Origin of the sequence: Paraburkholderia polaris, assembly GCF_012927345.1 — a bacterium.
GTDB classification, from domain to species: Bacteria; Pseudomonadota; Gammaproteobacteria; order Burkholderiales; family Burkholderiaceae; genus Paraburkholderia; species Paraburkholderia polaris.
On sequence record NZ_JABBGJ010000021.1, the window covers coordinates 22,925 to 37,154 of the forward strand.

At 61.7% G+C, this 14,230-nt stretch carries 11 protein-coding genes; 5 read left to right on the forward strand and 6 right to left on the reverse strand.

The window, feature by feature from the left end; genetic code table 11:
- Positions 1-3 precede the first annotated feature (3 nt).
- The gene (locus HHL24_RS20035; protein ID WP_169487166.1) at positions 4-1,221 is read right to left on the reverse strand and encodes a hypothetical protein; all 1,218 of its coding nucleotides are present in this window, start codon (positions 1,219-1,221) and stop codon (positions 4-6) included.
- A 1,147-nt stretch (positions 1,222-2,368) separates the two neighbouring features.
- Here HHL24_RS20035 and HHL24_RS20040 point away from each other — a divergent pair.
- Complete coding sequence (locus HHL24_RS20040; RefSeq protein WP_169487263.1) at positions 2,369-3,001, forward strand: helix-turn-helix domain-containing protein; 633 nt, start codon at positions 2,369-2,371, stop codon at positions 2,999-3,001.
- 149 nt (positions 3,002-3,150) lie between these two features.
- On the opposite strand, the gene HHL24_RS20045 is transcribed toward HHL24_RS20040, so the two are convergent.
- Positions 3,151-6,174, reverse strand: a complete 3,024-nt coding sequence (locus HHL24_RS20045; protein ID WP_169487167.1) for an FAD-binding and (Fe-S)-binding domain-containing protein — start codon at positions 6,172-6,174, stop codon at positions 3,151-3,153.
- A gap of 52 nt (positions 6,175-6,226) precedes the next feature.
- The gene (locus HHL24_RS20050; protein ID WP_169487168.1) at positions 6,227-7,264 is read right to left on the reverse strand and encodes a DUF1338 domain-containing protein; all 1,038 of its coding nucleotides are present in this window, start codon (positions 7,262-7,264) and stop codon (positions 6,227-6,229) included.
- Positions 7,265-7,432: 168 nt separating this feature from the next.
- On the opposite strand from HHL24_RS20050, the gene HHL24_RS20055 reads away from it, so the two are divergent.
- On the forward strand, positions 7,433-8,365 hold the full coding sequence (locus tag HHL24_RS20055; protein ID WP_329606714.1) for a LysR substrate-binding domain-containing protein: 933 nt from the start codon (positions 7,433-7,435) through the stop codon (positions 8,363-8,365).
- A gap of 28 nt (positions 8,366-8,393) precedes the next feature.
- On the opposite strand, the gene HHL24_RS20060 is transcribed toward HHL24_RS20055, so the two are convergent.
- A complete protein-coding gene (locus HHL24_RS20060; RefSeq protein ID WP_169487169.1) occupies positions 8,394-9,527 on the reverse strand; it encodes a 4-hydroxyphenylpyruvate dioxygenase family protein in 1,134 nt (377 codons plus the stop codon).
- 429 nt (positions 9,528-9,956) lie between these two features.
- Complete coding sequence (pcaQ, locus tag HHL24_RS20065; RefSeq protein WP_169487170.1) at positions 9,957-10,955, reverse strand: pca operon transcription factor PcaQ; 999 nt, start codon at positions 10,953-10,955, stop codon at positions 9,957-9,959.
- Between the two features lie 107 nt (positions 10,956-11,062).
- Between pcaQ and pcaH the strand changes: the two genes are divergently transcribed.
- A complete protein-coding gene (gene pcaH, locus HHL24_RS20070; RefSeq protein ID WP_169487171.1) occupies positions 11,063-11,767 on the forward strand; it encodes a protocatechuate 3,4-dioxygenase subunit beta in 705 nt (234 codons plus the stop codon).
- A gap of 3 nt (positions 11,768-11,770) precedes the next feature.
- Positions 11,771-12,358: a protocatechuate 3,4-dioxygenase subunit alpha gene (pcaG, locus tag HHL24_RS20075; protein WP_169487172.1), complete on the forward strand. Its 588-nt coding sequence runs from the start codon at positions 11,771-11,773 to the stop codon at positions 12,356-12,358.
- A 324-nt stretch (positions 12,359-12,682) separates the two neighbouring features.
- On the opposite strand, the gene HHL24_RS20080 is transcribed toward pcaG, so the two are convergent.
- Complete coding sequence (locus HHL24_RS20080; protein ID WP_169487173.1) at positions 12,683-12,946, reverse strand: H-NS family nucleoid-associated regulatory protein; 264 nt, start codon at positions 12,944-12,946, stop codon at positions 12,683-12,685.
- 464 nt (positions 12,947-13,410) lie between these two features.
- Here HHL24_RS20080 and HHL24_RS20085 point away from each other — a divergent pair, with 464 nt between their 5' ends.
- Entirely contained in the window at positions 13,411-14,046 is a 636-nt protein-coding gene (locus tag HHL24_RS20085; protein ID WP_169487265.1) for a LysE family translocator, read from the forward strand.
- The last annotated feature ends 184 nt before the right edge of the window (positions 14,047-14,230 follow it).

A 14,230-nucleotide genomic window follows, 5' to 3' on the forward strand; every position in this document is an offset into this window, starting at 1 on the left:
CGCCTACTCCCATCCCTGATATCCGACAGGCTGCGCCGGATTGCCGTAACCGGCAGGATATGGCCGCCGCAGTTCAGGCGGCGTGTACATCTCGTTATATGCCGGATAGGCAGGCGGGCGGCCCACTATGATCACCTGCTGCGCCGCCGCTTGAGTGGGCGGCCGAGGTACATAGGCGGACTGCGCGTCAGCCGGTTGGTACCGAGCAGGCGGATACGGAGCTGGCGCGTATTGGTTAGCCTGAACAGTTCGAGGCGGCGGCGCGTATTCCCGCCTGGCGTACCCACCTGACTCCTGAGACTCTGTTGACATCTGGTTATAGGCCGGCGCCGCCGCGTATTGCTGGGGCTGCTGATTCTGATATTGCCGAGCTTGCCGGTTGTGGGCCGCTTGAGTTCCTTGCTCCACCGCGTATTGCGGTTCTTCATCGGCCTGCCGATATTGCGGCACCGCCCGCTGAGCGTTCTGGAAATCGCGCCTCTGCGTCAACTGCGCGTCGTCATCGTCGTCCGATTTTGCTTCCGGCAATGCCGTCACGGCTTGTGTCGGAATCAGTATGGGAGGCTCGGACTCGGTGGCAAACAGCTTCGGCGACGCAGTCCGAGTAGAAACCTGCTTCAGAGGCACAGGCTGCATTTCAGCCCGCTTAGGCGGCGTAACCCGCAGTGAAGCCTGCTTCAACGAAGCGACCGGTGCAGAGACCCGCCTCGGCGGCGCAGACGCGACTTGCGCGGGACCGTGCTTCAGCGGCACAAGGCCGGCCTGCGCGACGACCTGCCTGGACGGCGTGGCTCGCGCAGCAGCATCCCGCTTCGGCGATGTGACCGGTGCAGATACTTGCCTCAGAGGCGCGGCTTGCACTACGACCCGCCTTGGGGGTGCAACCCGCTCGGCAACCGGCTTCGGCGATGCGGGCATGGCCGGCGCAGCAAGCGGTTTTTGCCGATGCTTCACCTCGTCGCCCAAGGTCGCATAGGATTTCGAGTCTTCCCTGGCGCGCGCGTTATAGCCGATGAAATACGCATAGCGCAGGTCTGCCAGGCGCGCCTGAATGTCGGCTTCGGCGGAGACGCGTTTTTCGCCGGGGTCGAGAGATGCGTCAACGGTCGAATCTTCGAAGGCCGAGGCTGCAGCATCAGCGGCACGGGCGGATTCGGGATGCAGCACGCCCACAGAAGACATAAGCGCAGCGGCTACCGCGACGAGCACTTTTTTTTCCATACCTTCACCTCGGAATTCCGTGCGACAGACCGCGTGGGATTCTCCAATCTCCGGACCGGACCTTCACTCGCGCTTACGGGATATCGACTATTTTTAGCACGTCCTTAAGGGCCCAGGGTAGTGTTTCCGGGTATAACCCAGGCGAAAGCCTATATACCGAACAACCATAGCAATACTGACGTTGTCGATCCGGAAATTCTTGCCTGCTCGAGCGGCCATAGCACGCATCAGTTCGCGCCGCCGTCGGTGGAAAAGTTCGACCTCGAGAACGCCCGTAAGACCGTTCGCCAAAGTATCGAAAATCGCCCACCCCGTGACAGCGCGCGCAGCGGGCAGCCTGTTCATGCTCGAAACCGACGAGCATGTCATCGTTGGCAGCGGCGGTGAGGCGTGTGTTTCCGCCGGCAACATCTGGCGTGTGAGTCGACTCGATCGCGAGCACGATCCGGTCATGGTTACGGAAGTTAAGCTTCGGACGCGATCTGTTAAGCGTTGTTCGATGCCTGCCCTTGTCCGCTGCCCCATGAGTGCACGACGACGCGTGCGGGCAGGCGTTGGACAACGCTTAACAGGAGCCCTCATTCGCTGACAGTGAGACCTGACATTCGCGGCCATCGGTGTGCGAACGACAGGAAAGCGACCTATAGCCGCCTCACCGACGCCATCACGTCAATGTCGGCTTCGCCGATAAACTGCCCTCAAGTCCAACCTACGCCATCACCGCGAACGACGGGCACAACCGTGCGGGCGCATAACCCCTCCCAATCGAGACTTTCGGGGACCTAATACGTGCGTCTCGCCAGAGAGGCTGACCGGGTTCAATCGGACGCGGCTGCTACTAAGACCCTGACAGCTTCTCGAACGGCGGCGCGGGTCTATTTTCAAAGCGCAACGTTTCCGATGCGAAAGGCCATTCGATCCCGCACACGAATCCAGGCGCGACAGGCTTCGATGAGCACCCACGTCAAGGAGGCAGCGCGTACAAGCGCTCAATGATTGGCATGCAAAGGGAATGCATCACTTCATGGCCATCACCAGCACGTCCCCGATACGAGGTCTAACGCTGCCAGCGAACGTCTCCGCTAATCCAAATGTTATTATCGGAAACATCGAACGCCGCGCAAGGCGAGCATTTAAGCCAGCCCCCATGGACACCCATCTCACCAAATCCGCCGACCAATCCACCACCGACCTCGGCCGCCGCGTCCGCGCCGCCCGCCAGGCGCAGGATTTGACGCTCGAAACCGCGAGCCGCCTCTGCGGCGTCTCCCGCTCGACACTGTCCAAGGTCGAAAACGGCCTGATGTCGCCCACCTTCGACGTGCTGCAGAAAATCGTCCACGGCCTGAAGATCGAGATCGGCGAGCTTTTTGGCTCGACACCCAGAGTCAGCGCCAGCGGCCGCCGCGCGTTGACCCGCAAAGACGAAGGCCAGCGCCACGCCTACCGCGGCTATCAGATGGAGTTACTCGCCACGGATCTGGCGCACAAGGCGATGTTGCCGTTCCGCATCCGCATCTCGGCGCACACGTTGGACGCGTTCGATGACTGGGGCCGTCACGAAGGTGAAGAATTCCTGTACGTGATCAGCGGCAGCGTATGCCTGTATTCCGAGTTGTACGCGCCAACGCATCTGAACGCCGGCGACAGCCTTTACTTCGACAGCCGCACCGGCCACGCCGCGGTTTCCACCAGCGAAGAAGACGCCGAAGTGTTGTGGATGGCGACCAGCGCCGACATCCCGCAGACATCGGCTACCGCAGAACCGACGAAAAAATAGCTGAGGCGCCTGAATAAACCACATCCCAAAAGCATGGACGGGTGTCCGACTTTTGAGGTGCAGTCCCGAACCGCGTCACAGCGCGTCTAAACGCCGAAAGCGAAAGCCGGTGCTGATGGCAACGCCAATGCGAGTGCCACCACCACGCCTTAACGACGCGCCGCCAACGCCCGCTGCGCCAGTTGCGCGATATGCATCGCGTGTTGCCCAGTCCCCTGCTCGATCTGCTCACGACAGCTGAAGCCGTTGGTCAGCACAATCGTTTCCGCGTTCGCAGCGGTAGCAGTACGCACAGCGGGAAACAGCTTGTCCTCACCGATCTTCTCCGAAAGCGCGTGATGCTCAACGTTAAAGCCGAACGATCCCGCCATCCCGCAGCATCCTGTATCGAGCAATTTCCATTTCACGCCAAGCTTGTTCAACAGCGCGGTATCGCCTTGCATACCGAACAGCGCCTTCTGATGACAATGCCCGTGCACGATCACGTCCGCCGCAAGCGTCGGCCACTCGAACGGCTGACGCGCGACGAAATCGGAGAACAGAAAAGTTTGCGCCGACAGCTGTTTCGCTAACGCATGACCGGGAAGCTGCTTCAGCAATTCATCTTTGAACACCGACAAGCAACCGGGCTCGAGACCGACCAGTGGCACACCCGCAGCAATATCGTCCCCGAGGTCATCAAGAATCGTGGTCAGCAACTCACGCGCACGGTCGAGCAAACCGAAGTCGTACAGCGGACGTCCACAACACAAACGGTTCTTCGGCAGCACGACGTGCCAGCCCATTTGCGTCAGCACATCGGCAGCGGCCTGCGCGATCTCGGGCGTGAAGTGGTCGTTGAAGGTATCGACCCACAGAATGACCTTCTTCACCTCACCACGAGCACGAGCACGGGCGTCACCCTCAGTCTTAAGCGAGCGCCGCGCAATCTGCCGGTAAGTCTGCGCGGCAAACTTCGGCAATTCCCGCGCTTGCGCCACCCCAGCAGCCCACTTCCCAACGGTAGCCAACCCGGGCGCCGACGTCATGAAATTCGTCAGCCGCGGAAACCTTGCCGCCCACGGCGCCCACTCTCCGATCCGCCCCATAAACAGCGCCTGGCGCGGCCGACGATTCGTCTCGTAGTAATGCGAAAGAAATTCCGCTTTGTACGACGCCATATCCGTATGCGTCGGGCAATCGGATTTGCAGCCCTTGCACGCGAGGCAGGTATCGAGCGCCTCTTTCACTTCGCGGCTTTGCCAGCCATCGGCGATCACGTCACCTTGCAGCATTTCCCAAAACAGATGCGCGCGGCCACGCGTCGAGTATTTCTCCTCACGTGTTGCGCGATAGCTCGGGCACATCGTGCCGCCCTCGAGCGAGCGGCACTTGCCCATGCCGATACATCGTTCGATCTCGCGCTGAAAGCCGTCACCCTCCTGGCTCGCGAACGTGAGCTTGGTTTGCAGGGTCACCGGCTTGTAGGCCGGACCCATGCGCAAATTTTCATCGGCGCGATACGCATGCACGACCTTGCCGGGATTCAATCGATTGGCCGGGTCCCAGATCGCCTTGAACTGCTCCATCGCCTGCATCAGTTCAGGGCCGTACATGATCGGCAGGAACTCAGCTTTGGCCTGGCCGTCGCCGTGTTCGCCCGAGAGCGAACCACCGAATTCGACCACCAGTTCCGCCGCTTCGCGCAGAAACTTGCGCCACGTCGCGACGCCTTCGGCGCTGCGCAGATCGAAGGTAATGCGCGCGTGCACGCAGCCATCGCCGAAATGGCCGTACAGACTCGTCTCGTAGCCGTAACGATCCACCAGCGCCTGAAACGCACGCAGATAATCGCCGAGACGCAGCGGGTCAACCGCCGCATCTTCCCAACCGACCACCGGATCAGGCGTGCCCGCATCCACCGACAACGCCACCGCCGACGCCCCCGTCTCGCGGATCGACCACACCTTCGCCTGCAACGCTCGATCTTCAACGAGCATCGCCGACACATTCGGCCCTGCTTCGCCCGACGAAAAATACGCCGCAGCGATTTGCGCCTGGCGCACGGCATCGTCTTGCGCATCCGCGCCGAATTCGAGCACGACCCATGCATCACCCTCCGGCAGCAAGGCGATCTCGTCCTTCTTCAAACCGCGCGCCTGCAGGCCACGGATGATCGCGCGGTCGAGTCCCTCAATCGCGATCGGCCCACAGCGCATGAAATGCGGCACGGCGTCCGCAGCGGTGTAGATATCGGTGAAGCCGACCACGACGATCACGCGTTTCGCCGGACTCTTCACGAGCCGCACTTTCGCCTGCAGGGTCACGGCGCACGTGCCCTCGGTGCCGACCAGCGCACGCGCGACGTTAAAGCCGTTTTCCGGCAGCAACTGATCGAGGTTGAAGCCCGACACGCGCCGCTTGATCTGCGGGAATTTCGCGCGGATCTGATCGGCGTAGGTGTCGCGCAGTCGCTTGAGCGCGGCGTAGATTTCGCCCTGACGGCCGCCGGCTGCGATGATGCGCTCGAGTTCGTCGTCCGAAGTAGGCCCGACCCAGAAACGCGCGCCATCGAAGGTCGCGATTTCCAGCGCCTCGACGTTCTCCACCGTCTTACCGGCCATCACCGAATGCGCGCCGCACGAGTTGTTGGCGATCATGCCGCCGAGCGTGCAGCGGCTGTGCGTCGCGGGATCGGGTGCGAACGTGAGGCCGTGTTCTTCGGCCGCATCGCGCAAGGTGTCGCAGACTACGCCCGGTTCGACGATCGCCATGCCCGCTACAGGATCGACCGACACGACGCGGTTCACATACTTGCTCGCGTCGGCCACCACCGCGACGTTCACGCATTGGCCGTTCTGCGAGGTGCCACCGCCGCGCGGGAGAAAGGGCACGCCATTGCGGCGGCAGGCGGCGAGCGTTTCGAGCAGGTCGTCGACATCCGACGGCAGCACCACGGCGAGCGGGACCTGCCGATAATTCGACGCATCCGCGGCATACAGCGCTTTCGAGCCCTGATCGAAACGCACTTCGCCGCGCACGTTGCGACGCAAGTCGGCTTCGAGTGCCTGCAGCACGGCGGCAGTCCCTTGAAAGGGCTTAGCAACCCGCGGCGCTTTCAACGTGTCACGAACCACGTCGCTCAACGAAGCATTCACGCCCGCGCCCTGCTCTTCATCCAATGACGTTCCCACCGCGTCCCTCACGTCTCGTATCCAACGCCCGCGCTATGGCCTGAACTACGCATCACGCAGCCTGGCTCGCGGTCATCTTGAAGATGCCCTGTGCGTTGCCCGCGTCGAAACGCAGGTCCGTTTCCCAGCGGCGCGCGTCCTGATCGAAGGTCCGCTTGCGCGTGATGAACTCGTAGAACGAGCCCGGCACCTCGCGCGTCACAATGCTGCCGTCAGCCGCACGGAACTCGCGCCGCACGATATCCGCGCGGTACGCGGTCTGAAACACGCGGCCCGAACGCGAACGCTCCACTTCCGGCTTCATCGGACGACCCTTCGCCTTTTCGTCGTCGGAAAGCTTGAACACGTCCGCGACGCGATCGGTGGCGTGATTGAAGGCGTTGCCTTCGGTCGCGATCCATGCCATTTCCGCCGACTCCTTCAACAATACTTCGTAATCGGCTTCGCGTGGCGTCTCGTGCTGGCGCGCGAACGCGCCGACGACCACCGGCAGCAACGCATGAGCCGCCTCGAGCGGCAGCACGCCTTCGCGTTCGAGCTCCCACAACTGGCCGACGGCTTGCGGCGTCAACGGATCACGCGAGGCGCCGATCACGTTCGTCACCGCCTGCTGGAATTCCGTCGAAAACCGCTCGGGATGCAATTCGCTGACGAAAAACTGCGCGATCTCATCGGGCGCGTCGTCATGCGCCCAGGCGCGGCCGGTCATGCCGAGACGGTCGAGCGGATAGCGGCCGTTGATGCTGAAGCCGAGCGGCCGCAGGATGCGCGCGAAGGCCGCTTCGCCCGGCGGCAGCGCGCCGCTCTCTGCCCAGCGTACCGTCCGCAATGCACCGTGATCGAAGTAGACGCTGCCGCCGGCGGCGATCGTCTCCTCGGTGTACTGGCGGCCATTTACCGAGCGCGCCAGCAGGTCTTCGAACAACGCCATGTTCATCGCCTGCGCCATTTCGGCGCGCGTGACGGTGCCGTCTTCCCATTCGTTGAGAATCTGCGGATGGTTCAGCGTGGCAAACAGCCTTGCGGTTTTCTCGGCGCCGAGCAGTTTCAGCAGCAGTTGTTCGACATTCGCATTCTTGATGTTTCGCATATCGGTTCCGGGGAAGGTGCGGCGAGCAAGCGTTCGTGTATTCGAAGATGGCCTGCCGGCGTGGCTTCAAGGCGCAAGCACGGCATCGTTGGATGCGAGATTATTCAAATTCGCAGCGCCGCCGTAAAGCGAGATAAAATCGCCACTTGATGCGTTTTTGGAATCAATGTGCGAAAGTTCAAGATCCCCAACATGGGCGCGCTGCTCGCTTTCGAAGCCGCCGCGCGGCACGAGAGCTTCACGCACGCAGCACGCGAGCTCTTCCTCACCGAAAGCGCAGTGTCCCGGCAGATCAATACGCTGGAGAACAATCTAGGCGTGCGGCTGTTCGTGCGCGTCAAACAGCGCGTGGTACTGACCAAGGCGGGCAAGGTCTATAGCGCGCAGGTGCGGCGCTCGCTGGAACAACTGGACCGCGACACGCTGTCGATCATTGCGCATGGCAGCGGCGGCGGGTATCTGGAACTGGCGGTATTGCCGACTTTCGCATCGCAATGGCTGATTCCGCGGCTGGCGGCATTCAACGCGCAATATCCGGACGTGCGGGTCAATATGGGCGTGCGGACCGGCACCTTCCCGTTCGCCGATACGCATTTCGAAGCCGCGATTCACTACGGCAAACCGACATGGCCGGGCACGTCGGCGGATTTTCTGTTCAGTGAGGAAGTCGTGCCGGTGTGCGCGGCGAGTCTGCTGACGCGGCCTGTTGAGACAGCGGCCGATCTACTGGACTACCCCCTGCTGCATTCCACCACCCGGCCGGACGGCTGGGCGTCGTGGTTCGCCAGTCTCGGTGTTGACGATAACCGGACGATGCAAGGAGTCCGCTACGAACTCCACACGATGCTGATCAGCGCCGCTGCGGCCGGTCTCGGCATCGCGCTAGTGCCGCGTTTTTTCGTCGATGCACAGCTCGAACAGCTCGGACTCGTGATGCCACTCGACGCGCCCGCGGTCGCCGACTCGGCGTATTACCTCGTCTATCCGACCGAGTTGAGCCACGGCAAGCCACTCACAAGCTTTCGCGAGTGGCTGTTGCGGGAAGCAGCCGCGTATAGTGCGGTGAATCCTGAGCTGGCCGGCAATCCCGATACCGATTGATTCAGCGCTAAGCGCTAATCGGTGAGCGCTAGGCGCCCGCTTGCTCGCGTGCCTGCGCCAACGCACTTAGATTGCCTTCGCCAAAACCGTGGTGCCCTTGGCGCTGCACGATCTCAAAGAAGATCTCGCCCGCGCCGCGTCGCACAAAGGTCTGAAAGAACAGCGACGGCACGCCGTCGGCGCCGATCTCGCCATCCACCAGAACATGCGTGCGCTTGAGCCGCTCAACATCGAGCCCATGCCCCGGCAGACGCGCGTCGAGTTGGTCGTAATAACGCGGCGGCGGCTCGACGAATTCGACGCCGTTCGCCAGTAGCTGCTCGACGCACGCAAAGATATCGTCGGTAGCCAGCGCGATGTGTTGCACGCCTTGGCCCGGATGATCCGGCAGATACTCATGCATCAGATTCGTGCGGCGCGTGCCTTCTTCATACAAAGGCACGCGGATCGCGCCGCAAGGCGACACCATGACGCGCGATTCCGCCGAGACATGCCAGTTCGCATGGAGCTCGTGAATCTCACGGAAGTTGAGCAGGTCGCGATAAAAATCGAGCCACTCCTGCATCCGACCCTCACCAACCGTTTGCGTCAGATGATCGACCGCGACGAGGCCGGTGCCAGCATGATTCAGATCGGCCTGCGCGGTATCGATCTCGATCGGACGGAAATCGATGTCGAAGATCGAGATGTCGCCAAGGCCGCCGCGCTGGCCACCTCGCCCGCGCCAACGGTCGACGAAATAGATATGCGAATCGCCAATGCCCTGGATCGCCGGAATCAGCAGTTCGCCCGCGCCGAGGCGTTCGCCTTCGAACGCCCATGCGCCGAGTTCGATCGCGCGGTCGAAGGCGCGCTGCGCGTTGGCCACGCGAATGCCGATGGCGCAGATACCCGCGCCGTACTCCTCGGCGTAGCGCTCGGCAAACGAATCCGGCTCGGCGTTGATCAGGAAATGCATCTCGCCCTGGCGATACAGCGTGACGTCCTTGCTGATATGGCGCGCAATCGCCTTGAAGCCGAGTTTCGTGAAGGTCTCGCCGAGCGCCTTCGGCTCGCGCGAGGCGAACTCCACGAATTCGAGGCCGGCGGTGCCGAGCGGATTGTGCTCAGGCGCCGACACGGCGCGCAGCGCGGCGTCTGGAGTGGGCAAGTCGCTGGGCATGGCAATCTCCTTGTACAGTCTTTCGTACGCTGTTGCGCGTGTTCGTGATGTTTCTGCTGTCTGGTGCAAGCCGTCATCCACCTGCAGTGTGACACCGGAGACGTGGTGTGCCGCAACAACGCGACTGGCAACGGCTTTCGCACCGTGTTTGTACACCGGGTACCAGGGCGTTCGCAACCTTCATTTTGTACTGGATGGTTCACGCGCGGTGAATCGGACGTGGCGTGCGCCTTCTGTGCCTTCTGCCTTCTGCTCCGCATCTACCGCATCTGCTGAATCTGCTGAATCTGCTGAATCTGCTGAATCTGCTGAATCTGCTGAATCTGCTGAATCTGCTGAATCTGCTGAATCTGCTGAATCTGCTGAATCTGCTGAATCTACTGCGTCTCTCGCGGCTCCAGCACAGCTGCAGCGCTGCTGCAGCATGCGTCAGACCTTCGGCATGCCGCCGCGGCCGCGTTTGGGCGCGCGCTTCGCCGCAGGCTTGCCGGTGGCAGCGGCCATGCGCTGCTGCGCGACCTCGCGCACGGCATCGATAAACGCCCGCCCCACCGGCGACGGCTGCGTGTCCGAGCGCCGGATCAGCCCCACGGGCTCGCCGGTGCCCGCGAACGGCAAGTGCAAACGCACCAGCATCCCGTGCGCCAGTTCATATTCGACTGCGCTCAACGGCACGAACCACACGGCGTCGTTCTCGAGCGTCAACGCACGCCCCGTCGACACTGACAGCACTTCGACAAACCCTGACAACGGCGGCACGCCCCACGCGCTCAGCAGGCTTTCAGCAGATTGCCGGATCAGTGTGCCGAACGGCGGCAGCACCACCGGAAAATTCTCCAGCGACGTGGCCGGCAAGCCGGCCCCCAGCGCCAACGGATGCCCGGCGCGCACCACCGCAATCAACGGCTCGCTGAAAAGCTGCTCGAAACTGAGTCCGACCATCCTTTCCGGATCCGCCAGACGCCCGATCGCGAATTCGATCGTGCCGGCCTTCAGGCGTTCTAGCAATTCGGGGTTGGCGCCGGTGGCAAGGCGCACGATCACACGCGGCCAAAGCGCGGCGAACAGCTTCAGCACCGGCGGCACCAGCGCAGCCGCGACGGTCGGCAGAATGCCGATTTCCAGCGTGGCCGCGGCCGCGCCTTCCGCGCGCGCCAGCAAATCGACGCCCTGTCGCAACGCACTGACACAGGCGCTCGCATGCGGCATGAAAAGCTGCCCCTCGCGGGTCGGCACGGCGCCGTGGCGGCCGCGCTCGAACAGCTTCACGCCGAGAATCGCTTCCAGTTCAGCAACCGTCTTGGAGACCGCGGGCTGCGTAATGGACAGGCTTTCGGCGGCCCGCTGCACGCCGCCGAACTGGGCGACGGCCAGAAAGCACTGGAGATGACGGAATTTGACGCGGCTGTCCGCGAGGCTGCGTTGCATAACGGCAGGTTATACGAAATGGACGAAAACGTCATTTTGCATAACCTCTCAGGTTGGATAAAGTCCCTTCATACGCTGTATCCCACAATTCCTCGAAGGAGACACTGATGGACGAGTCCTTTCTCACCGCGCGCGACTTCGCGTCCCACCCCGCCTACGTCTATCCCGGCTACGGTTCTTCGGTCAAACGCGGCCCGACGCGCCCGCTGATTCCGCTGAAGGAAAAGCTGCGCGACCAGCGCGTGCCGGTCTACGGCACCGAAGACCTCGGCGCGCTCGATCACGATCTGACGCGCAACGCGGTGCGTAACGGCGAGCCGCTCGGCGAGCGCATCATCGTGACGGGCCGTGTGCTCGACGAAGGCGGCCGTCCGGTACGCAATACGCTGGTTGAAATCTGGCAAGCCAATGCCGCCGGCCGCTATGTGCACAAGAACGACCAGCACGATGCGCCGCTCGACCCGAATTTCCTCGGCGCCGGCCGCTGCATCACCGACAACGACGGCCGCTATCGCTTTCTGACGATCAAACCGGGCGCTTACCCTTGGGGTAATCACCCGAACGCCTGGCGTCCGAACCATATCCACTTCTCGTTGTTCGGCGACCATTTCGGCTCGCGCCTCGTCACGCAGATGTACTTCCCCGGCGACCCGCTGCTGGCCTTCGACCCGATTTTCCAGGGCACGCCCGAGCACGCACGCGACCGCCTGATCGCAAACTTCTCGCTCGATACGACGCAAGAGGCCTATGCGCTCGGCTACGACTTCGACATCGTGCTGCGCGGCCGCAACGAAACCCCGATGGAGCGCTAAGCCATGACGACCCTCAAGCAAACGCCTTCGCAAACGGTTGGACCGTACTTCGCCTACGGTCTGTGCCCGCAGCAGTACGATTTCGACTTCAAGAGCCTGTTTACGCCAGTTCTGGCCGACCGTGAAGCGGCCGGCGAGCACATCACGATCGTCGGCCAGGTGTTTGACGGCGACGGCAAGGTGATCGGCGATGCCATGCTGGAAGTGTCGCAGGTGGACGCGCAAGGCCACTACCCGGAATCACGCGAGGAAATCCTGAAGACTGGCTTCCGTGGCTTTGCCCGCGTCGGTACGGGTACCGATCCGCAGAAGCGCTTTGTCGTTGAAACGGTGAAACCCGGCCGCGCCAGCCCGGACGAAGCGCCGCATCTGAATGTGATCGTGACGATGCGCGGCATGCTGCTGCACACGTTCACGCGCGTCTATTTCGAGGACGAAGCCGAGGCAAACGAACGGGATGCCGTGCTGGCAGCGGTTCCTGCGGACCGGCGGAGCACGCTGATCGCGCGTCGCGAGCCGAATACGGCCAACGTGTACCGGTTCGATATCTATATGCAGGGCGACAAGGAAACCGTGTTTTTCGACCTGTGACGCGGATTTTCTATACTTTCATATAGCTTTCGCATAAACTGGAGATGATCCGTCTAGCGACTGGATCGCGAAACTCCGAGTAGTTAAGCCCGCCCCGTGCGGGCTTTTTTTTGCTTTGCGTCTGCGCGGACCGGCCTGCCATGCAGTCGAGTGACACCACCGCGGTCATCCGTTTGGATACCGAAGCAATTGGCATGACTCGGCCAGCCCGCTTTTCAGTGAACGCCGAACGACCCGCCGATATTCAGCCACAGCAAGCCGAACAACGCGATATAGCGCAGCCACGCAGGAAAACGATTAGCAGAGGAAACTGAGGCCACACTATTAGCAGCGGAAATGGTCGATGCTCTGTCCGGCGTAGATCGCGCGTGCGAGCCAATCCGGCTTATCGCCATGGCCGTCCCACGTATTGCCGAAGGCGTCGCGATACATCACGGCCCGGACTGCGGTTTTGTCGGCTTCGATCGAATCGGCGAGCGCTTCCATCGTAATGCCGTATTCGTCCATGCGTCGGCGGATCCACACGATCAGGCGCTCACGCGCATTCCCGTCGAGGTCGAACAGCCGTTGTTCTTCTCGCTCTTTCATAACGTACCGGTTTCGCGGCTGATAGTGCTCGCGTTCGAAAAACAAAAAAGCTTCGCTAAACAACGCGAAGCCTATGCGTGAATCAAATGGGTTGAGTGCAAATCGAACTCACGATGCCGCTCTCGATGCGGGACATCTCGCATCGGAAATCATGCCCAATAAATGCTGGATTTAGCGGAACTGGTCGGCAAACGGCTCGAATCGCGCCCGATCGGCCTCGGTGTTCCAAGGCTGCTTTAGCGTATGGACGGTGATTCTAGCATCCAATTTCCGCTGCTTGCAGCAACTGATTGTTTGCCTGCGGCGATGGGCTTTCTTTGTCATTTTTGTTTGCACTCGGCACTGGCCTATTCGATTCTTATCGGTTCCTTATTGGGTCCATTCGCGCCGAGCAAAAACAAAAGCTCGCCCTCTCATGCTATGTTTCACTGACCCGCATCGCCGCCCGTAGGAGACACACAAAAATGCCCGCCTCGACAGCCATCGTCACAATCCTGGCCGCACTGCTGCTCGGTGCCATGAGCCCTGGACCGAGCTTCGTCATCGTTGCCCGCAATGCAATCGGACTCTCGCGCGGCGACGGCCTCGCAACAGCCGCCGGCATGGGCATCGGCGGCGTGTTCTTCAGCGGTATCGCCTTGCTCGGCCTGTACACCCTGCTGGCGACGGTAGAGTGGCTGTATGTCGGTTTGAAAGTGGCCGGTGGACTTTATCTGATCTACCTTGCGTCGAAGATCTGGCGCGGTGCGGCCAAACCACTCGCGTTCGATGCCACGCAGGCCGCCGCCACCAATGTGCGCAAATCCTTCTGGATCGGTTTGAGCACACAACTCAGCAATCCGAAAACTGCGGTCTACTACGGTAGTATTTTCGCGGCCTTGCTCCCGCAACATCCGCCGCTGTGGTGCTACTTTGCATTGCCCCCTGCGATCTTCGCCATTGAAGCCGGTTGGTACACCGTGGTCGCGTTGTGCTTTTCGAGCAAACGGCCGCGTGAAATCTATTTGCAGTGGAAGGCGTGGATCGATCGCGTCGCCGCAAGCGCAGTTGCCGCGCTCGGATTACGCCTGATCCTGACAGCGCATAAAGTGGGTATCTGAAACAGAAACTCCGCGTGAGTGGCTTGTCGTGCCGCGCGATGCGACAAGCCGGTAGCGAGGGCCGCATCGCCGCGCGTCCAGCGTACTCAAGCAGGGCCCATAACAAAACAGTTACAAGATAAATGTTGACGCCGACGTGCCCGGCGGTTACTGTGGCATCCGAAGTTCAAGAAGTTCGATTGCT